21 protein-coding genes are annotated in these 21641 nt (G+C 39.5%); 7 read left to right on the top strand and 14 right to left on the bottom strand.

From position 1 onward, the window contains the following. Positions 1-97: 97 nt before the first annotated feature. From AWW68_RS16550 to ddlA, 7 genes are all read right to left on the bottom strand, one after another. Positions 98-781 (bottom strand): hypothetical protein, encoded by a 684-nt coding sequence (locus tag AWW68_RS16550; protein ID WP_068223485.1) that lies wholly within the window; start codon positions 779-781, stop codon positions 98-100. Between the two features lie 3 nt (positions 782-784). Further along, positions 785-1627, bottom strand: a complete 843-nt coding sequence (locus AWW68_RS16545) for an endonuclease/exonuclease/phosphatase family protein (protein WP_084375723.1) — start codon at positions 1625-1627, stop codon at positions 785-787. A gap of 62 nt (positions 1628-1689) precedes the next feature. Continuing rightward, a complete protein-coding gene (locus AWW68_RS16540) occupies positions 1690-2100 on the bottom strand; it encodes a hypothetical protein (RefSeq protein ID WP_068223478.1) in 411 nt (136 codons plus the stop codon). 51 nt (positions 2101-2151) lie between these two features. After that, positions 2152-3144 carry an NAD-dependent epimerase/dehydratase family protein gene (locus tag AWW68_RS16535; RefSeq protein ID WP_068223473.1) on the bottom strand — a complete coding sequence of 331 codons (993 nt, stop codon included), beginning with the start codon at positions 3142-3144 and terminating at the stop codon, positions 2152-2154. A 50-nt stretch (positions 3145-3194) separates the two neighbouring features. Continuing rightward, a complete protein-coding gene (locus tag AWW68_RS16530) occupies positions 3195-3566 on the bottom strand; it encodes a hypothetical protein (RefSeq protein WP_068223471.1) in 372 nt (123 codons plus the stop codon). Between the two features lie 77 nt (positions 3567-3643). Next, complete coding sequence (locus AWW68_RS16525; protein ID WP_068223467.1) at positions 3644-4192, bottom strand: GNAT family N-acetyltransferase; 549 nt, start codon at positions 4190-4192, stop codon at positions 3644-3646. Continuing rightward, positions 4189-5259: a D-alanine--D-alanine ligase gene (gene ddlA, locus AWW68_RS16520; protein WP_068223465.1), complete on the bottom strand. Its 1071-nt coding sequence runs from the start codon at positions 5257-5259 to the stop codon at positions 4189-4191. The genes AWW68_RS16525 and ddlA overlap by 4 nt, the downstream gene beginning before the upstream one ends. Positions 5260-5493: 234 nt before the next feature. Here ddlA and AWW68_RS16515 point away from each other — a divergent pair, with 234 nt between their 5' ends. The 3 genes from AWW68_RS16515 (at position 5494) to AWW68_RS16500 (ending at position 8780) form a co-directional block, all read left to right on the top strand. Further along, a complete protein-coding gene (locus AWW68_RS16515; protein ID WP_221406009.1) occupies positions 5494-6204 on the top strand; it encodes a 2OG-Fe(II) oxygenase in 711 nt (236 codons plus the stop codon). A gap of 314 nt (positions 6205-6518) precedes the next feature. After that, on the top strand, positions 6519-7805 hold the full coding sequence (locus AWW68_RS16505; RefSeq protein ID WP_068223456.1) for an Nramp family divalent metal transporter: 1287 nt from the start codon (positions 6519-6521) through the stop codon (positions 7803-7805). A 60-nt stretch (positions 7806-7865) separates the two neighbouring features. Further along, on the top strand, positions 7866-8780 hold the full coding sequence (locus AWW68_RS16500; RefSeq protein WP_068223453.1) for an endonuclease/exonuclease/phosphatase family protein: 915 nt from the start codon (positions 7866-7868) through the stop codon (positions 8778-8780). Between the two features lie 124 nt (positions 8781-8904). Here AWW68_RS16500 and AWW68_RS16495 read toward each other — a convergent pair whose 3' ends face one another. The 7 genes from AWW68_RS16495 to AWW68_RS20285 all read right to left on the bottom strand — a co-directional run bounded on the left by AWW68_RS16495 (position 8905) and on the right by AWW68_RS20285 (position 17737). Further along, positions 8905-9756, bottom strand: a complete 852-nt coding sequence (locus tag AWW68_RS16495) for a M28 family metallopeptidase (RefSeq protein WP_084375722.1) — start codon at positions 9754-9756, stop codon at positions 8905-8907. 227 nt (positions 9757-9983) lie between these two features. Beyond that, positions 9984-10604 carry a hypothetical protein gene (locus tag AWW68_RS16490; RefSeq protein ID WP_068223448.1) on the bottom strand — a complete coding sequence of 207 codons (621 nt, stop codon included), beginning with the start codon at positions 10602-10604 and terminating at the stop codon, positions 9984-9986. 11 nt (positions 10605-10615) lie between these two features. Next, on the bottom strand, positions 10616-11350 hold the full coding sequence (locus AWW68_RS16485) for a HupE/UreJ family protein (protein ID WP_084375750.1): 735 nt from the start codon (positions 11348-11350) through the stop codon (positions 10616-10618). Beyond that, on the bottom strand, positions 11340-11522 hold the full coding sequence (locus tag AWW68_RS20170; protein WP_157717688.1) for a hypothetical protein: 183 nt from the start codon (positions 11520-11522) through the stop codon (positions 11340-11342). The genes AWW68_RS16485 and AWW68_RS20170 overlap by 11 nt, the downstream gene beginning before the upstream one ends. Positions 11523-11538: 16 nt before the next feature. Further along, a complete protein-coding gene (locus AWW68_RS16480; RefSeq protein ID WP_068223445.1) occupies positions 11539-12708 on the bottom strand; it encodes an efflux RND transporter periplasmic adaptor subunit in 1170 nt (389 codons plus the stop codon). 19 nt (positions 12709-12727) lie between these two features. After that, a complete protein-coding gene (locus AWW68_RS16475) occupies positions 12728-17119 on the bottom strand; it encodes a CusA/CzcA family heavy metal efflux RND transporter (protein WP_068223439.1) in 4392 nt (1463 codons plus the stop codon). A gap of 189 nt (positions 17120-17308) precedes the next feature. Then, positions 17309-17737, bottom strand: a complete 429-nt coding sequence (locus tag AWW68_RS20285) for a hypothetical protein (protein ID WP_068223437.1) — start codon at positions 17735-17737, stop codon at positions 17309-17311. Between the two features lie 357 nt (positions 17738-18094). On the opposite strand from AWW68_RS20285, the gene AWW68_RS16465 reads away from it, so the two are divergent. The 4 genes from AWW68_RS16465 to trpD all read left to right on the top strand — a co-directional run bounded on the left by AWW68_RS16465 (position 18095) and on the right by trpD (position 21584). Beyond that, positions 18095-19501: an anthranilate synthase component I family protein gene (locus AWW68_RS16465; protein WP_068223434.1), complete on the top strand. Its 1407-nt coding sequence runs from the start codon at positions 18095-18097 to the stop codon at positions 19499-19501. A gap of 84 nt (positions 19502-19585) precedes the next feature. Then, positions 19586-20158, top strand: coding sequence for an anthranilate synthase component II (locus tag AWW68_RS16460; RefSeq protein ID WP_068223430.1), 573 nt, complete (start codon positions 19586-19588; stop codon positions 20156-20158). 39 nt (positions 20159-20197) lie between these two features. Further along, on the top strand, positions 20198-20569 hold the full coding sequence (locus AWW68_RS16455) for a four helix bundle protein (RefSeq protein ID WP_068223428.1): 372 nt from the start codon (positions 20198-20200) through the stop codon (positions 20567-20569). A 28-nt stretch (positions 20570-20597) separates the two neighbouring features. Beyond that, positions 20598-21584: an anthranilate phosphoribosyltransferase gene (trpD, locus tag AWW68_RS16450; RefSeq protein WP_068223426.1), complete on the top strand. Its 987-nt coding sequence runs from the start codon at positions 20598-20600 to the stop codon at positions 21582-21584. Positions 21585-21641 lie beyond the last annotated feature (57 nt).

Here is a 21641-nt window from a genome sequence, read left to right as displayed (position 1 = left end):
TATTTTGTAGATTCTGTTAGTCAGAAAAACGAGGTGTTTAATCTCTACTACTTATGATTTAAATAATTGATTAATAGGGTTGTATGACTACCCTGGACTACTGAATTTGATAACTATAGCTTAGACTGAACCCATAACCTGTGTATGAAGGGTTGGAGTCTAGCATATTATAGTTTGTTTGATGAAAGTTTCCATAGCCCAAGCGAACCTTGTTTTTATTTCTCGTGACGTATTCGAAACCTAATTGTGAAGAATGATTGAAAGAGAATTTACTTCCGTTATATGGGAACTCTTTAAAACCTTGAAATAAGCCAATTCCATATTCTATATATGGTTTGAATCTCTTTTTCCCGAAAAGGTACCACCTGTAATAGGTCATTAGCCCTAACCCTAATCCAAATCGATCATCTGTTCCTATGTGTGGAGAGTTATCACTCCACTGCTGTAAGTTAAATGAGGCAGATACAGCAAACCATGGTGCTGGTTGATGCTCAATACCTGCATTTTGATGCCAAACATTTTTTAGACCCCAAGCATACTCTTTATTCATTCCTGCCCTAAAGGAATAGTAATTGACATTGTTATGCTTCTTGAACAAAAACTCCTCGAGAGAATATGATATAGCAGCCAAGCCTAAAACCCCGACTAGAGTTTCTTTGTCTGTAAGTGTAGTCGGTAGAGCAGGATCGAATCCTGGAAAATGAAACCAATCTTTTTGCGACTGCGCCTGAATGTTGGTTACAGTTAAGAGTGTGATTATACTTATGAATGTGATTCTCATTTATTAATAATTCATGTGAGAAATAATGGGGTAATGGTCGGATATATAAGGCACACCGTAGTCCTTTACTACCGTTTTATAAGAGAGTGCGTTGGCATTTTTAAAGAAGATGAAATCTATATTTCTATTCATGTACCACCTTCCAAATGCATTGAATGACTGATTGTCGTCACTTTTTTCAGCAAAGCGCTGAGCACTTAGGAATTCATTGGTGATAGGGGCAAGTCGTTTGTTGCCAATTAGCATGTTGAAGTCTCCGGTAATGAATACGGGTGCACCAGCTTCTACAATTTCTGAAACTTTTTTAACGAGAAGTTCACTCGATTTTTGCTGTGCTACTTTCCCTATGTGGTCAAAGTGAGTGTTAAACACATATAAGATTTTACCTGTGTATTTATCATAGAGCTTTGCCCAAGTTACTATTCTAATATTGTTAGAATCCCAACCCAGTGATTGGACTTCTGGTGTTTCACTAAGCCAAAAAGTTTCAGATTGTAGTAAATCGAATTGTGCCTTTTTATAGAATATGCTTTTGTACTCACCGTAGTAACTACTCTCGTTTTTTTCACCAACATGAGCATAATCATCTAAGTTTTCAGCCAGAAAGTTCACCTGGTGCTCTTGTCCTTCCTGAATTCCTAAAAGGCTAGGTTCAAACTCTTTGAGCATATCAATGCACGCCCATTGACGATTACTCCATTTGTTTTCTCCATCGGCTTCTTCGTCATAACGCAGATTAAACGACATTAGGCTTAGGTCGTATTCACCGTTGTAATTAGGGATTTCCGTTTGTTTACAACTGATGATTGCACACAAAATGCATGTGCTAAGAAGTGTTCTTATCATTTATATTATTTGTTAAATAGTGTTCTTAGAAAGAAGGAGGTGAGCTAATAAGAAAGAGATAATTATTGCTCAACAAATGGGCCTGATAGCGGGATTATATGGCAGCAGTCATGACCAACCGTAAAGTCTTGTTGAAGTACTATCTCATTATTCTTAATACCGAAGAATCTGAGAATGGTGCCAGTTTTCTTGATTTCTGAAAGCCTAACATCTGAAACCACTACATACTGCCCTTCATCCAAATGATCATTTAAAGAACTTTCTTGGTAAAGGTTTCCGTTGTCAAGATTTTTGACATAGTAGTTGTCCAAGACCACTGGTTTTCCATCTAACATGGCTTTATAGCTGAGGTAGCGGAGTTCTTCCGTACAAACCAAATCTTGATTGCACGGTGCAGAGAGCATACTTATTTCGTCTTCACCACAAGAGCTGAATGCCAATAATGTCAGTAAGAAAAGAATGTAGCGTTTCATTTAGTCTATCGTTCAAAAAAGTAGACAACAGTGAAACGCCATAGGTTGGAATTAGCTTTTTATATAACCATGTTTTTCGAACCAAATATAGGCTCGGTCTATAGCATCTCGCATGGTTAATTCTGGAGTATAATCTAATTCTACTTTAGCTTTTGTTCCATCTAGGTGTTGGCCTCCGGCTAACACAGCAATGGCAGTAGAGCTTAGTTTTGGTGGGTTTCCTTTAAATAAAGCATAGCGTGTTTCTTCTAATTTGTTAACAAATTTCGCCATGTTAAGAGGAACCGTTTTTGTAAGCTGAGGAACACCCGCACGTTCACAGATAGTAGCCACAAGGGTATCCATATTTACATTCTCTCCTGTAATGAGGTAGCGCTCGCCAGCTTGGCCTTTTTCTAAGGCATACAAGAGTCCTCTGCCAGCATCTCTGGCTGAAACTACATTGCGTTCGCCTTTGAGATATGCCTTCAAATTCTGATTGGCAATGTCTACAATTAGCCTTCCTGTAGTTGGGGCGAAATCGTACTCGCCAAAGGTCATGGAAGGAATTCCGATTACCAAAGGCAGACCATCTTTAGCTGCAGATCTGGCCATGTCGTCCATGAGCCATTTTACTTGAACGTAAGGAGCGGTGTTATCTGGTGCCTTGGTAAATGATGCCTCTTCATTTGCTAACCCTTCTAATGTTTTAGGAAGTGCCACCGCACCACCAACATAGAGTGCCTTTTCGATTTTAGCTTTTTCTAGGGCATCGAAAAAATAGTTCATCTGAAGTCTGGCCGTTTTCATTTCTTCTGAAAGCGGCCTAGGAATAGTAGGGTAGTAGGCGGCACAATTAGCCACAGCATCTAACCCTTCAAATGCTTTTACTAAACTTCCTCTATCGTTCAAATCAGCGACTCTCGATTCATAACGCAAATCTATGACCTTGTCTAAATCTGCGTTTTGTCGGTGTATAAGAACGATTTCGTATTGTCTTATCTGTGCTTCTATGGCCATGTGGTGACCCAACATGCCTGTTCCGCCTATGATTCCTATCTTCATTAATGTTGATTTAACTAATTGTTCAACAAGCCGGGGAGGCTTTGGTTCAATTAGTCTTCATCGTCCTCATCATCTTCAGAGTCGCCATACGGATCTGAGTCGTCCTCATCATCCATATCATCGTCATTATGCTTTTCAGCATACTCGATTTTGATGTCGTCCTTAAGGTTGCCATCCTCATCGTAATCATCGTCATCTTCAATGATTTGTTGGGCTTCCTCAATGGTCATTCTTACCAAATAATACTTTTCTTCAGTTTCAAAAGGAAGAGCTGAAACGCGTTTACCTTCCTTATTGGTAAAGTGGATTAGATTGTCTTCAAAACCTTCAGGGTACTCGAGCTTTATTTGCTCTTGAATTCCTTGATCTAGTTTTTCAAAGTCTTTAATTACTCTGGGTTTTGACTGACTTGTTTGACTCATAGCAGTTAGATTTTGAAGGCAATTTCAATCTTCTTCTGAAAAAATCAACTAGTCGGAAATAAATTCTGTTTAAATTTTTAATAACCAGCCCCTAAAAGATCTATTTCTGACTGAAAACCAATGAATTGCCTCGGGTAAATCATAACATAAGGATCCCAAAAAGGATTGGCATTTGGAGTGTCGCTGAGCGAATTGATGATTTTGTTCTCTATGGAACGACAGTTTAGCTTCTCATAGAAACCAGGAACTCCAGTTTGAAATAGGCCAACAGCGAACTCGCCACTATCTATTCTTTTAAAAGCAGCTTGAACTAGCAAGGCTCCTAAACCCTGTCCTTTTCTTTGGGGGTGAACACAAACAGCTCCAAGACCCATTACAGTTATCCTCTGGTTGTCTACCTTTATTTCCCTTGGAAAGGATTCTGCATAGCCAATTAAGCTTTCTGCTTCATATATGAAATGACAAGTTTTGTTGGGGTTTCTCTTAATGAAATCCTCAATTCTACTAGCCTTGGTAAATCCCTTTGGTTTTGTATCGGGCCAAGTAAGGTCAGTCAGTACATTGACCTCTTCTATGGCACTTGTTTCTACTAAATTAACAGGTATGGAAACTACGGCATAATTCATTTTACTTCTCTTGCTTTCACGTTTAAAGAGGCATCGCTCTTATGCTTGTTAATAGCCAATTCAATGAGTAAACTCAAGAGTTCTGAGTATCCTATACCAGTGGCTTCCCACATTTTCGGATACATACTGATGTTTGTGAAACCAGGAAGTGTATTGATTTCGTTGATCAGAATTTCTCCATCTACAGTTACAAAAAAGTCAACTCTGGCTAGGCCTTGACAGCCCATGGTTTGGTAAGCTTTTACAGCAACAGACCTTACCTCGCTGATTTGCTCTTCGGTAATAGAAGCAGGTATTTGGGTTTTTGAAGCATTAGAATCAACATACTTAGACTCGAAATCATAAAAGTCGGTGTTGGTTACAATTTCACCTGGAAGAGAGGCTTTCGGTTCTTCATTTCCCAGTACAGAGCATTCAACTTCTTTGCCTACGATTAATTGTTCTATTAGAACTTTGTGATCATAGGTGAGCGCCATTTTTATTTTCTCATCATACTCTGCTTTGGTCTTTACCTTATAGACACCCACAGAAGAGCCTAAATTAGCTGGCTTTATGAAAACTGGTATTGAGAGTTCACTTTCTACTTGTTCGAAAGAAGGAATGCGATTGTCTGTAGCCATAAGATAAGGAGCTATGTTGATACCCGCATCTCTCAACAGTCGTTTGGTCACATCTTTATCCATACAACTAGAAGCAGCCAATACATCACAACCCACAAAGGCCAGGTCTACCATTTTAAAGTAGCCTTGAATAGTTCCATCCTCACCAAAAACACCATGAAGCACAGGGAAGGCCACATCTAACGTCTCAACGACTGAACCATTTTTAAGAGAAATGAGCTGAGCTTTCGGGCTGCCAGGAACTAAAGTGACAGGTTCACCAGCAGCATCTTCATCAAGATTACTTTCATCTATTAACCACCAATGGCCGGCAGTATCGATTTTAATGACGCTTAGGTTGAAGGCACTTCTATCTAAGTGTTTAAGAATACTTTTCGCTGAAAGTATAGAGATTTCGTGCTCTGTAGATTTGCCGCCAAAAATGATGGCGAGGTTCAGTTTCGACATGTAATTAAAATAAAACTCAATAATAAGTGATTCTAGAATCTCAATTACAAAAACTGAAGCAATGGTTTAAAAAGTCTTTAGGAAACCCTCTTATTTCCTAGAGGGTATACCCTGAAATTTTTCACCCTTTAGGGCAGGGGTCGATACTGGAAAATTCTCAGGATCAACTTTTAAATCGATGTTATTACTGCTTTAAGCCTATTGAAGAATTGAAATTCAAGTAAACTAAGAACGTTGAAATTTCACATTTTGATAGAACAATATCTCAAAACTTCTTACCACTTTTGCAGCACTTTATATGCGGTTGTAGAACTGTTGGAATGTATTGCCGAAGAGCAGTGGATTGACTGGGTTGATGCACTTGCCAAAGATGACTACCTAGTCATTGATAATTTTCTCAATGATGAGATTTATGCCGATTTAAGGCGCTTTTTCCTTAGCAAATTGGGGCATGATGAGTTCGATCCGGCAGGAATCGGGGCTTTGTCTGACCATCATTTAGATAAGAGTAGAAGGGGAGATCATGTTTACTGGTTGGATTCTAATGTGGACACTCATTTATCGCCCGTTTTCGAAATCATCAGAGATTTAATAGCCAAGCTCAACCGCTATTGCTACTTAGGTATTGCCGATTTTGAGTCGCACTTGGCTTATTACCCTGTGGGTACTTTCTATGAGAAACATGTAGATCAGTTTAAGGATCGGAGTAACCGCCTTATTTCTATGATCATTTACCTGAATGAAGGCTGGAAAAAAGGTGATGGAGGAGAACTGAAGCTTTATTTAGACGATGAAGAGAGGTTGGTTGAGCCGATTGCTAAGCGTATTGTGCTCTTTAAAAGCGATGTGCTTCCACACGAAGTGCTAAAAACCAATGTAGGGAGGTATAGCTTAACCGGCTGGTTGCTGAAAAAACCTGCAGAACTCGGGTTTTTGTTAGGCTAATTTACAAGCCGCGTTTTATCACCAACTACCTTTGACAAACTTCTTTTCGTGCTTATTCATAGGTCAATGCTCCTGAGATGTCTCAGGCTTAAGTTTGTCAAAGGTCTTTCCAATGACCAGCGGTTGGTATTTACCTATTTTTTCATCCTAAGTACAGCGAAGGATCTAGTGTTCATTAAAGCTGTCAGTCTTTCTATGCATCAACAGTTTTGGTTTAGAGCCAATCATGGTGTCCTCACCAGGATTAACCATATGAATCGGTTAGGACACCGATTCCGGCTGTCTGTTTTTATTCAGAATTACTATCTTCCACGATGAAGTCGAAATTCTGGAATTACATTTTTTGGCTGGTCATCGCTGCGGCTTTTATTGGTCCAGGAACGGTGACCACAGCTGCTTCTGCCGGAGCTAACTATCAGCTTCAGCTTCTTTGGGCGCTTTTATTTTCGACCTTGGCCTGCATTGTAGTGCAAGAAGCTTCTGCCAGAATCACTATTGTTTCAGGAAAAAGCTTAGGACAAGCTATTAAGGATAGGTTTTCTAATTCTTCCTTTGTTTGGTTCATAGGTATTTCCATTTTTCTCGGTTGCCTTGCTTACGAAGCTGGGAATATTCTAGGAGCAATATCGGGGCTAGCATTGCTCAACTTTGGGATTCCTCAATGGGTTTTTACAGCCATAATCGCGGGTGTCTCATTTCTACTTCTATATTTTGAAAAGACTAAATCAGTCCCTCAAATTCTAGGTGCGTTGGTAGCCATAATGGGGCTCGGGTTGTTCTATGCTGCATTCAATGTAGATGTTAAGTGGAACGAATTGCTAACAGGCCTGTTTGTACCGCAATTACCAGAAGGTTCAACCTTAATAGTTTTAGGATTAATAGGAACTACAATCGTACCTTACAATATCTTCTTAGGTTCAGGTCTGGCCGAAGGAAAAGAACTCAAGTCTGTAAGGTCTGGATTGATTTTTTCCATTCTTCTTGGTGGATTTATCTCAATGGCTGTTGTGGTTGTAGGAACAAGTGTAAATGGTCAGTTTTCATTTGAAAACCTCTTCAATCAACTCATATCCGACCATGGTAAAGTAATGGGTTATGCTTTTGCTTTTGGTCTTTTTGGGGCAGGTTTTACATCTACCATAACTGCTGCTTTGGCTGGAGCTTTAACTATTCGAAGTGTTCACCCAAAAGGTAATTCATGGTCAGATCAGTCGCTTAAATTTAGAAGGTTTTGGATGGCTATTATCCTCATAGGTTTTGGCTTTGGAGTTTCGGGGATTAAGCCAATTCCTGTAATTATTGCAGCTCAGGCCGCTAACGGCCTTATTCTACCAGTACTTACTTTTGCGCTTTGTATTCTTTGCAACAGCAAACTACTTTTATCTCATAAGAATGGAATGTGGTTAAATTTAGCCATGATGGTTACCCTATTTGCAACCTCAATTTTAGGGCTTATTAATGTTTCAAAGGCGTTTCATGCCATTGTCGGAATTGACTTTAGCTTTACAGGTGTCAACCAGTGGATCATCGTAACCCTTTCAATAGCTGTTGTTACTTTCACCGTTTTTCAAATTCAAAAGGAAAGAAGAGTTAACATTTAGTTCATGTTAAAATCAAATAAAACGCTGGTCATACAGGCTTGTCGGTTTTAACTTTGCAGCATGCAAAAAAGATATTGGCTATTTGGATTGATGTTGTGGGCAGTAATGGCCTGTGGTGGGGATGGAGATACAACACCAACCCCTGATGACGATGATGATACTCCAGAACCTAGCACCTATGAAAACTGCTTGGTTAATGTTTCGAACGAGACACTGGAAGTAGTTACTTGGAATATTGAGAACTTCCCTGTCTTATCTGGTACTGCAGAAAAAGTGGAAGAGATTATTGAAGACTTTGATGCAGATGTTATCGCTCTTCAGGAAATTAAGTCATTGGATGATTTTGATGTGTTAGTAGATGCCTTAGATGGATGGTCTGGTCATGTAGAGCATATTAGTGGAAGCTCGCAGAGATTAGCTTATCTATATAAGGACAGTGAAATTACTGTTACCCAGCAACCTACTAACCTATATGGCGACCTTAACAATTCTGACTACAACACTGCCTTTACTTCTGTGAGAAGACCTTTGTATATGCAAATTCAACACAGCAGTGGCATGGTGGTAGATTTAATTAACGTCCATATGAAGTGCTGTAGTGGTTCGGAAGATAGAAGAGAAAGAGCTTCTGAGCTGGTTAAAGAATATATAGATCAGAACCTTGCTACAAGCAATGTGATTTTCCTAGGCGATTTCAATGATGAAATTACGGATAGAGGAAGTGATAATGTGTTTAAAAACTTCATTGACGATTCTGACAACTTCTTATTTACTACCATGGAGATTGCTGAAGGCCCATCTTCAGGTTGGTCTTTCCCTTCTTGGCCGAGTATGATCGATCAAATTGTGATCTCGAATGAGTTGTTCGATAACAACGTTTCAACCCAAGTGTTAAAGCTTGAAGAGTGTTTAACCAACTATGCAGATGCGGTTTCAGATCATAGACCTGTATTGTTGAAATTGTCTACTAACTAATTGCAAACCGTTTAAACGGTTCGATAATAAGCGATATTGAAACTAGCCCATGGTTTAAACTATGAGCTAGTTTTGTTTAGTGCCATTCGAACGATTGCGAGAAAGGCAGTTAGCTAATGCTTCTTTACTTCATCATATCTTCAAAAACCTTCTGAACATATTCAGTAATGGTGGTGAGATAGGCAAAATTTACGGTTTCATAAGTGTCGGTAGAACGATGATAGTGCGGAGTGGTGTCACCATTTTTATACTCTTCGGTAATACCTGTTGCCGCAAATCCTAATTGTCTGAATGACCTATGATCGGTGGAGGTTACATCCGAAATCTGGATGGGGAAGGTATAATTGTATTCACCAGCCACTTTTGAATATTGGTCTCTTATTTGGTCTGTCGGAACTTCTAATTCTATACCTCTGTCGCCATCTTCATCCCAACCTAATTGGTCGATGGTGTGAACAGAAACTACATTCACCTTATTTTCTAGAAGCTGTTTTGCATAGGCCTTGCTGCCTTTAAATCTTCTTTCTTCTTGATCAAAGAATACAATCTGTAGATTGTATTTCCTAACTTCTAAAGTAGAAATATATTCTGCTACAGCATAGACTAAAGCTACTCCAGTAGCATTGTCATTGGCTCCCGGGCTATTTTTTACAGAGTCGAAATGAGCCCCGATTATTATCCACTGATTTGTTTTGGAAGTAGCCATTATTGAACCCGTAACGTTACGAGCCCTTTTTTTATAATTTATTATCTCGGATTTATCACAGAAAAATGATATTTTATATTTGAGGTATTCAGCACTAACTTTCCTTGCTCTATTAGAGTGTCTATCCTTTAAAAGTGTGTTTTTAGTTATTGGGCTGTGTCCGGATAGTTTTGATATAATTTCCTTTTGTTGAGCTGAACGGTTATTTGTTTGAGTATAGCTAAAGGATATGGTTAAAACTAGAAGGCTAAAGGTTAAGATTGGTTTCATTATTTTTCTAAAATACAATCATTTTTGACAGGAATTTCTTCCAACTAGAAGATTAGAAAAAATAATGAATTTAACCTTGGGGTTTGATAGGAGGGGATTGTGCAGAAGCCATTTTTTTAGGTAGTCGAGATTATAATAGATATTACTAGTTGTGCCCGGGTAGAAAAAAATACTGTTTTTTACATAATGCAGCTTCCTACCTCGGGACTTTTTACCAACTATATAGTTTATTTAAGAGAATATTCTCCCTCCAAACGTATAGTTACCTCAACATTTTTGTCAGTATCATTTCTGAAATACCATCCATGCGGCCCCTCAAAAGGTGCTAAGAGGCTACCTGCCATATTGTTCGAATAGCCCAAGGTATAGCTTTCATAATATGTTTGTTGAGGCTTAACTTGCTGTTTAACCTCTCCATGAAAGTCAATATAGACTAAACCATCATTTGTCAACCATTCATACTTTATTTTGCCATGTTTTACCATGTCAAATTTGTATTCAATACCTTTTTTCGGTGGGATAGAAATAGTTATTTCATCTTTTCGGAAAGGTAGCTTTTCGGCTGGGGCTGGAAGATTTACTTCCTCTGGAATGGGTATGTTCTTACCGGAACCGACTTTTTCTAACTTGACCACGGGCAAAGTTTCCCTATTAGTAGAAAAAACGATGTCTTCACTATTCTTGTCAGATACATATAGTTTATCAAATCCTATGAGTTTACCAGCGCCTGTAGGGTCTAAACCATATTCAGCTGGCATAACAGCAACAATTAGAACTAGTGCTCCGATTGCTGCTGATAATATAATTGCACGAATTAATTGTTTTTTATTTAAAATTTGTTGTTGCATTTTTTTAAAGATTAAGAGATGAAAAAGCCAGTTAATTGAAAACCTAGAAGTAGAAAGCCAGCGGACATTAAAATAGTGTTAGTAAGGGTAGCAAAACGCATAAAGCTGTTTTGTTTTCTCCATATGCTCACTAGGATTAATACCAAAGCAAGAGCCAGAAACTGACCAATCTCTACACCAATATTGAAGCCGATTAAATTTGTTAACAGACCTGTACGGTCAAATTGAAATTCCTGCAATTTACTTGCAAGACCTAAGCCATGAAACAAACCAAAAATTAGCACTGCGGCTTTAGTGTTAGGCTGTTTGCTAAAAAACCGTTGAAAACCTCCTAGATTATCAAAACCTTTGTAAATAATGGATATAGCAATTATAGCGTCTATTAAGTAGGCGTTTATGGCCATATTGGTCATCACTCCTACCAAAAGAGTGATGCTGTGGCCAATTGTGAACATACTGACATAGAGTAAAATCTCTTTAGTCCGATATAAAAAGAAAATTACACCTACTAAAAAAAGTAAATGATCATAGCCAGTAACCATGTGCTTAGCACCGATGTATAAAAACGGAATGAATGCTACTCCGCTATTTCCTGTTAGAAAGTTCTGTGTGTTTTCATCAACCCCATGAGCATATGCATTGCTTGTAATAAATGAAAGCAATGCTAATAGTACCAATAAGGTAGTTTTTTTGTTAAGAAGAACAGCTTTAATCAACGTCTGATTTTTAAGTGAATTAATGTGCATGACCGTGTTCTTTAATCTGTCTGAGGCTATCTGTTTTTCTTTCACTTCCCATATTGCTACTATCTTCAATTGGTGTTATTTCTTTTGAAGGATTGTTTTCTTTTGCAGATTTATTGTTACATGCACTTAAAGCTGAAATACTGATTATTGTTATAATTATTATTTTTTTCATAATTTTTATAGATAAGTTAATTTTCTTCTGAATTTATTTTTGCTGATAACACGGCATAGGCATTTTTAAACACCCATTTCTTTTCTTCTGGATGAGAAAACCCAGGAAAACCAACCGCTACTTCTCCATCGTGCTGACTACCCAACACAACTGGCACTAATTCAAATACATATTGATTGTTGCTGATTTCTTGTAAAATCAAAAAGGGATTACCTTGATACATAACAATTGCCTCTTCTGGCGCTGTTAAAGCAAGAGTGCTATCTGTTTCTATCCTGGCTTTCACATACATTCCAGGCAACAATCCTTCTGCGTTGTTTTTAGCAATATGGCTATGCACCGGAACCACTCTATCTTTTTCACTTGCGGTTCCTACCAGAAAAACACTTGCTTTTCGGTTTAATCTTAGTTCGCTATTAGCACCAAAATGAATGGCTTGCCCTTCTTTCACTCGAGCAATCTCTTTTTCATAAACATCGAGCACCAGATGCAATGCTTCTCTATTCACAATTTCGAACACTACATCTTTCGGATTTACATAGTTTCCTAAATTGAAATTACTCGTTTTGATGTGACCGTTAATAGGAGACCTCAGCACCGCTTTGCTACTTATGTCTCCTTTATCTACCGATTCAACGCTAATTCCTACCAAGTTTAAACTCGCTCTTAGCCCTTCTACTTTTGCCTTTTTTGCTTGGTAATCAGCACTAACCTGTTCAAAGGTTTTAACTGCATTCACTTCGTTACTTCGTAATGCTTGCTGGCGTTTATATTCTGATTCTAAATAGGTTAAGCGAGCTTTACTTTCTAAATAATCTCGCTGTATCTGTATAAATTCAGGGTTTTGCAATTCTGCCAAAACCTCGCCTTTTTTAACTTTTTGCCCAGGCAATAAAGCTGGCGTGAGTAAATATCCACCCAGCGGTGCTGATAAAGTGGCGGTTCCTGTAGGTTCTGGTTCTACTGTACCATTTACGCGAATTACTTCGCTTACACTCTTCAGTTGTAATTGCCCCGTTCCGATTTCAGCCAACTGATACTGCGCTTCTGTAAAAATGAGTTGGTTCTTATTTACAGGAGCTGATTCAGTAGAAACGGGCTCATTTGTTTCTGATGTATTACTACAGGCTGATAATAACAGAGTTAAGACCACTATTACCAACCAATGATTTTGATTAAATTTCATTCATTCTATGTTTTTGGAATTAGAAATTGCCCAAAAGGCGTTCTATGGCTATCACTACTTGGTTATACTCCCAAGTGCTTTGCACATATTCTTGACGTATTGAAAGCGCTAGATTTAAATTGATAAAGTGCTGACTATAAGAAGTTTCACCATTTTTAAAACTTGCTTCTGAGTTCGCAATAATTAAATCGGCTTGCGGATTCGCTTCACTCTCGTAATAAGCAAGCGTTTGCTGTAATCGTCTGTACTGTTCTTGCAATGACAAAAACTCACCATTCAACTGATTTTTAACGAGTTGCATATTCGACTTAGCGATTTGAACCTTAATATTTGCCGACTTCACCTTAGATGCTTGTCCGCTTGGTAATAACGGAATTGCCAATCCCACCTGAAAAAAGCTAAACCGATCGCTCTTTGTAAAATTGTAATCTTGCCCGTCTATAGTTTGTTGGCCATTGTACGTTTGGCTGTTATAACCCAGCATTAAATCAGGAAACCATTGGTGTTTCGCTAACTTCACCTTTTGCTCGCTCACTGCTATAGCTTGCTGCAGGTAGGCTAACTCTGGATTGTTTTGTAAGCCTAGCGTGTCGAACATGTTTGCAGGCAAAAGCAACTTTTTCAACTGCTTTTCTGTAGGAACCACAGCCTCTTCGGTTTGCAATAATACTTGCAATTCGGTTTGTGCAATTCTTAACTCTGCTTGCATCTGCATCAATTTATTTTTGGCTTGCATAGCTTGCGTTTTTGCAGCAACCATTTCTAACCGTGCTGATTCTCCTGTTTCAAAACGTTGTTTACTGAAGCTGCTCAAACTAGAATACAAACTATCTTGTTGTTTCAACAAATTAATTTGCTCAAGAACAAACACGTATCGCAAATAGGCCATTTTCACCTGTTGAACTAGGTTTTGTTCTACTCGTTTACTTGCTTGTTCGCTCTCCACTACCTGAGCTTTTGCAACCCGCACCTTTTGCACATAAACCGTTGGGAATTCTATCCGTTGAATAACATTCACCATGTTGTCTTCTATGGTAGGATTACTCACTACACCTTGCATGTAGTTGACTTCTAACCTTGGAATTGCCCAGACTCCATTTTTCTTAGCTATTGCATCTTCTACAACTAACTTAGCTAGCCGCATTTGCTCGTTTCGCTGCTTCGCATAATCGATGGCTTCTTGTAAACTTAGGCGTTTAGGGCCCTGAGATTGTGCTTGAGAATTTAAGCCTGAGCAGAATACTACTAAAAGAATCACCATCGGTAGAGTTTTTACCTTTTTGAAACTCCATGGTTTATTCTCGTTCAGCAAAATGTAGAGTACTGGCAAAACCACTAAGGTGAGCAAAGTAGCTGTTAACAAACCTCCAATTACCACGGTAGCTAAGGGGCGTTGTACTTCCGCACCTGCGGTTGTCGAAATTGCCATGGGCAAAAATCCCAACGAAGCCACTGCTGCGGTCATCAACACCGGACGTAACCGTAGTTTGGTTCCCTTCAATACCCGCTGGTAGATGTCGGTCACGCCTTCTTTTTCCAATCGGTTAAATTCGGCAATGAGTACAATTCCGTTTAATACTGCCACACCAAAAAGAGCAATGAAACCCACACCAGCCGATATACTAAAAGGCATGTCGCGCAACAATAATGCAAAGACACCCCCAATTGCCGATAAGGGAATTGCTGTAAAAATGAGAAGGCCTTGTTTGATAGAGCCAAAAGTGAAATACAACAAAACAAAAATCAGCAGCAAAGCCAATGGCACCACAATGGCCAAACGTTGCGTTGCACGTTGTAAATTCTCGAACTGGCCGCCATAGGTTACATAATATCCTGCGGGCATGTCCATTTTTGTTTTTACAATTTGCTGTATATCAGCAACTACACTTTTAACATCACGTGTTCGAACATTAAAACCAATAGTTACCCTTCGTTTGGCATTATCTCGTTGTATTTGCACGGGGCCTGGCGCATACGTAACCGAAGCCACTTCGTGCAAGGGAATGGGCGCCCCATTAGGATTCTCTACAAACAAGTTTTGCACATCTGAAATATCGGTTCGGTAGGTTTTATCTAACCGAACCACCATATCGAATCGCTTCTCTCCTTCGTAAACCAATCCACTAGATTGGCCTGCAAAGGCAATGGCAATAGCTTGATTGATGTCTTGCACATTCATGCCATACATCGCTATTTTATCTCTGTTCAATTCAATCTGGATTTGTGGTAAACCCGTAATCTCTTCGATGTACAGATCTTCTGCTCCAGGTACCGATTGGATTAAACTGCCCACCTCTTTGGCCAAACTTGCCAAGGTGTTAAGGTCTTCGCCATAGATTTTAAGTACCACATCTTGTTTGGCACCGGTAAGCAACTCGTTAAATCGCATTTGAATAGGTTGCTGAAAACCAAAAGTGGCATTAGGAATAACCGCTAATGCTTCTTCCATTTTACTAACCAACTCTTCTCTTGTGCTGGCACTTACCCACTCGTTTTTGGGTTTCAAGATGATCATCATATCCCCAGCTTCTATGGGCATAGGATCGGTAGGGATTTCGCCAGACCCGATTTTATTGACCACTTGTTTCACCTCTGGGAATTCGCGCAAAATGATTTCTTGTGCTTTTTGAGACACCTCGATCGACTGTTGCAAGGAGCTTCCCACTGGTACTCTCGTTTCTACGGCAAAATCACCTTCATCGAGTTGTGGTATAAATTCTCCGCCTAGACCATTAAAAACGAATAAGGCAATAACAAAAAGTGCTACAGCAGATAGAGCCACTGCGCTTTTCATTCTAATAGCAGCCTTGATGATAGGGCGATAAGCTTTCTGAATCCCATCCATCATTTTATCTGAGAAGTTTCGCTTGTGGGTGGTCTTTTTGCTCAGTGCCAAAGCCGATAACATAGGAACGTAAGTCAACGAAAGCAAGAAAGCGCCCAGAATAGCGAAGGATACCGTTTGGGCCATTGGCGTGAACATTTTCCCTTCTACGCCAACCAACGCCCAAAGTGGTAGATAAACAATTAGGATAATGATTTCCCCAAAAGCGGCAGAGGTTCTAATTTTACTGGCAGATTCAAATACTTCATGGTCCATTTGAGCAGCAGTAAGCCGCTTAACCCCTGCATATTTCTTTTTGGCCACATGGATTCCGTGCAATACGGCTTCTACAATAATTACGGCTCCATCTACAATTAAACCAAAATCAATAGCTCCTAGACTCATCAAATTGCCAGACACACCAAATAGGCGCATCATACCAATAGCAAAAAGCATAGCTAAGGGAATTACCGATGCTACGATAAGGCCCCCTCGCAAATTCCCTAAGAAAAGTATGAGAATAAAGATGACGATTAAAGCTCCTTCTACTAGGTTGGTGGTAACCGTACCAATCGCCCTATCTACCAAACTTTTACGATCTAAAAAAGGCTCAATGGTAACACCTTCTGGCAAGTTGGTTTTAATTTGCTCGATCTTCTCTTTTACGTTATTGATTACCGCAGAAGAATTGGCCCCTTTTAGCATCATCACAATACCTGTAACTGTTTCCCCTTGTGCGTTTTGTGTGGCGGCACCATAACGTACCCCATGGCCAAATTGAACGGTGGCAACATCCCTCACTAATAATGGATTGCCATTAATATTGGAACGGATTACGATTTTCTCAATCTCCTCAATGCTCTTGATTAACCCTTCACTGCGAATAAAGTAGGCATTGGGATTTTTATCAATGTAAGCACCACCTGTATTTTGATTATTGGCCTTTAAGGCATCGAAAACCTCGTTGATACTGATATTGAAACTTCTGATTTTATCGGGGTCTATAGCGATTTCGTACTGCTTTACATAACCGCCAAAACCACTTACTTCAGCAACGCCTTCTGTACCCAGCAACTGCCTTTTAATCAGCCAGTCTTGAATAGTACGCAATTCTGTTGCATCGTATTGATCTTCGTAACCCGGCTTGGCTTTTACCACATATTGGTAAATCTCACCTAGACCAGTAGTTACTGGTGCCATTTCAGGTTGTCCAACTCCATCTGGAATTTCATTTCCTGCCAGGCTCAAACGTTCTTGCACCTGTTGGCGAGCCCAATACAAATCGGTACTTTCTTTAAAAACGATGGTAACAATAGAAAGTCCGAAACGAGAAAACGACCGCATTTCTTTAATCTCCGGAATCGAAACCATGGTCTGTTCTACCGGAAAAGTAACTAAACGCTCTACTTCTTGTGCGGCCAAAGTAGGCGATACCGTGATTACCATAACTTGATTGTCGGTAATATCAGGAACAGCATCTATTGGCAATTTCGTCAATGAATAGCTTCCCCAACCGATCAACGCTAGCGTAAGTAATCCGATAATAAGTTTATTCTTAATCGAATACTTTATAATTTTATCTAACATGATTGTTGTTTACATGAAACACCTAAAAACTTTGTTTTCAGAGAATTGAAAACACAGATCAGCTATTCTTTCTTGACTAAAATTTAGGCACGTATGTACCCAAACAACCATCATCTTCCGCAACAAGTCGCAGCCTATTTTAAGGCTCAATTGCAAAAGACAACACCAATAAGTCGAAATTGAATAGCTTTAAGAGAGTAAGCGTACTGGGGGACCTCGTAGTGCTGTACTTGAAGTGTACGGTGGTCTAGCCTTTAAAACAGCAGATTGACCACAAGGAACAGTTAAAGTATGATCAATTGTTTGAGAGACTGTGTTCCTTATGTTTAGGAAAAGAGGGAGTTTATTGGATTTACTCTTTGATTGACGTTCTAGTTTAGATATTTCATGTTGATGGGTAGAATGAGAATGTTGTTCAACAAGGTGGTTTAAAATATGAAGCCAATGGTCAGTTTGATGACTGTGCTGAAGAACATTCAATTGAGTTGGGAAAGTCTTTTCTATAGATACTTCATGATCATTCAGACTTTCATGATGAGTGTGGGGAAGAGCATTGAGAGTGGTAAAAAGCCCAAAAAGGCTCAATAGTATAGCTCCAATGATTTTCTTTTTTCTCATCAATTTCAAAGGTATTATAATTCTCTGAATGATTGGAAAGAAATTTTGAGCATTTTTTTAAAAATGCTCAAAATTCTATTTGTATTAAAAAAATCCTTTTCTAGCTTTGGCACCATAATGTTAAGCACAAAAAGAAATAACGCATGGTGGTGGCACGTAACTGAATCTCGGTAACGTGGACTAGTGCTATTTCTAAAAATATATAAGAAGCTCGCAGTTCATGCGGGCTTTTTTTGTTTATACACCTCAGAGTCTCCTTCAAGGGACTCTGAGGGAGGGACAGAAAATCCCATCAGAGTCTCTCGAGGAGGACGATAGGACGACTGAAGAATCTAAAAACTTGAAAAGTTGAAGAGAATGAACAAGATTAAACTCAATACTACCTACAAAAAGCTGCTGGCCGATACGGTAACGCCAGTGAGTATTTATCTGAAACTTCGCGATAAATATCAGAATGCTATTTTGCTAGAAAGCTCTGATTATCACGGAGATGACAATAGCTTTTCATACATCTGCTGCGAGCCAATTGCCAAATTAATGGTGAAGGACTCTAAGTTCGAAATGAACTTGCCGGGCTATGCTGAAGAAGGTAAAGTAGAAGGGGAACAAGTTGCGGCAAAGCTGTCTGAGTTTGCTGCTTCTTTCGAGTCTGATTCAAGTGAGTTTAAGTTCATTAACAACGGATTGTTTGGTTACATCGGGTTCGATGCGGTTCAGTATTTTGAGCAAATTCCGGTGACAGAGGGTAAGGAGGATGAATACCAAATTCCAGATTTGCTCTATCATGTCTATCGATATGTTATCGCTATCGACCATTTTAAAAATGAGTTATATCTGTTCGAACATTCACCAGAAGGTACCGAACCAAAAGGTATTCAGTCTATCGAGACTTTGGTGAATAACAAGAACTATCCGTCTTATGAGTTTGCCCCTCAGTCTGAAGAGGTTTCTAATTATACTGATGATGAATTCCTATCGATTCTTGACGAAGGCATGAAGCATTGTTTCCGTGGCGATGTGTTTCAAATTGTACTTTCTAGAAGGTTTCAAAGCAGGTTTAAAGGGGATGAATTCAACGTTTACCGTGCGTTGAGATCTGTGAATCCTTCACCATACTTATTCTATTTCGACTTTGGAAGCTTTAAAATCTTTGGTTCATCGCCCGAAGCTCAGTTAGTGATTAAAGATCGAAAGGCAACGATCCACCCAATTGCAGGGACTTTTAAGCGAACAGGAAACGATGAGGCAGATGCTGAATTAGCTAAAAAGCTACATGCCGACCCTAAAGAAAATTCGGAGCACGTTATGCTTGTTGATTTAGCCAGAAATGATCTTAGCAGAGCAGGATCAAATGTTGAAGTTGAGACCTACAAGGAGATTCAATACTACTCACATGTAATCCATTTGGTATCTAAAGTAACAGGAACCCTTTCTGATGACATGGAGTCGACACAAATGGTAGCTAGCACTTTCCCTGCAGGTACATTGAGCGGAGCGCCAAAAGTTAGAGCCATGCAATTGATTAGTGCGAATGAAAAAACCAGACGTGGTTACTATGGTGGAGCCATCGGTTTTATGGGCTTCAATGGAGATTTCAACCATGCCATTATGATCCGTTCATTCCTTACCAAGGATAATACTTTGTTCTATCAGGCAGGAGCTGGGGTAGTTGCTAAGTCAAACAGAGAATCAGAACTACAAGAAGTAAACAATAAGCTTGCGGCCTTGAGAAAGGCCATTGAGCTGGCTAGGGAGATAAGATAGAAAACGGTTGAACAGAAAACAGAAAACGGTCTATTATTTACTGATTTCCAATTTCGGATTTCTGATCACTGAAGCAGACAAATAATGAAAATACTCATACTAGATAACTACGATTCATTCACCTATAACCTGGTGCATTACCTGAGGGAGCTTGGGTATGGAGCGGAGATGGATGTTTTTCGCAATGATCAGATTGCCCTAGAGGCTGTTGATCAGTACGATAAAGTACTACTATCTCCTGGTCCGGGAATACCAGAGGAAGCAGGCATTCTTCTGCCATTGATCAAACAATACGGTAGTAAGAAAAGCATACTGGGCGTTTGCTTGGGACACCAAGCCATTGCTGAGTCTTATGGTGCTAAGCTTTACAATATGCCGCAGGTATTACATGGGGTATCGAGCCAGGTGCAGATAATGGAAAAAGGTGATAGACTCTTTAAGGATATTCCCGAAAACTATACCATCTGTCATTATCACAGTTGGAATGTAGATAAAGCCAATTTGGGCGAAGAGATTAAGGTGACTGCCGAAGATGAATTCGGAGAAATCATGGCCATCAGTCATAAGGAATATGATGTGAAAGGCGTACAGTTTCATCCGGAGTCTATTATGACTGAATACGGACATAAATTATTAGAGAATTGGGTAAATAGTTAGAAGAAAACGGAAATCAGAAAACAGTTAAACGGTAAACACATGAGCAAGAATTTTAAGGATTTAGAAATATGGAAAAGGGGAAGATTGTTGAGGAATGAAATTTCAAAACTGACTAAAACCTTTCCATCAGAAGAGAAATACAAACTGGTAGATCAAATGATACGAGCTTCAAGGTCTGTTACTGCAAATATTGCTGAAGGATACGGTAGATATCATTATCAAGAGAATATTCAGTTTTGCCGGCATTCGAGAGGTTCCTTGACGGAACTTCAGGATCACCTAACGGTGGCTCTGGACGAAGAATACATCAGTGCAGAAGTAGAGAATGAATTCGATAACAAAATTGAAGAATGCATCAGAATGCTTAATGGTTATATCAGGTTCCTGACCAACTCTAAGCAAAGCAACTGATTTCTGTTTTCCGATTAACCGAATTAAAATGAAAGAAATACTAAATCAACTCATAGAATACAAGTCGCTAGATAAGCAGACGGCAAAGGAGATACTCATCAATCTGGCACAGGGTAAATACAACCAAAGTCAGGTGGCGGCATTTCTAACTGTTTACCTGATGCGAAGCATTACTGTAGAGGAACTTGAGGGTTTCCGCGATGCTATGCTCGATTTGTGCGTTCCTGTTGAAATCATAGAATACGATGCCATTGACCTTTGTGGAACAGGTGGAGATGGAAAGAACACTTTCAATATTTCCACCTTGTCGTCATTTATTGTGGCTGGGGCCGGGCAGAATGTAGCCAAGCATGGTAATAATGGAGTCTCATCGGTTTCGGGTTCTTCGAATCTCATGGCGCACTTTGGCTATGAGTTCACAAACGACATTGGCAAGCTGAGAAAGAGTTTGGATGAATGCGGATTGTGTTTCTTACACGCGCCATTGTTTCACCCAGCCATGAAGAATGTGGCACCAATTCGGAGAGATTTAGGGGTGAAAACCTTCTTCAATATGTTGGGGCCTATGGTGAACCCCTCTTTTCCGAAAAAGCAGTTGGTTGGCGTTTTCAATTTAGAGTTGGCTAGGCTTTATGGTTACTTATATCAGAAAACTGACAAACACTTTGTCATTTTACATGCCTTGGATGGTTATGATGAAATATCACTGACCGGAGCATTCAAAAAGATCACCAACGACAAAGAAGAAATTGTAAGTCCAGAGGAAATTGGGCTTCAAACTATACAGCCTGAAGCTATTTTTGGTGGGGACACGGTAGAAGAGTCTGCCAAAATATTTGAAAGAATATTAAAAGGGGAGGGCACCAAGCCTCAAAATGAAGTGGTTATTGCCAATGCCGCTATGGCTATTCAGTGTGGAAAAGGAGTTTCTAGTGATGATGCACTAGGCATGGCTCGAGAATCGCTCGAAAGCGGAAAAGCATTGAAAACATTCAGAAAAATTTTAGAATTATAAATCGAACGTCACTGCGAGTCCCGAAGCATCGGGGCGAAGCAGTCTCTCGATTCAAGG

Source organism: Roseivirga spongicola, from assembly GCF_001592965.1.
In the GTDB taxonomy this organism is placed as follows: domain Bacteria; phylum Bacteroidota; class Bacteroidia; order Cytophagales; family Cyclobacteriaceae; genus Roseivirga; species Roseivirga spongicola.
Note: the sequence above shows the minus strand (reverse complement) of the source record. Positions and strands in the feature narration are given on the sequence as shown.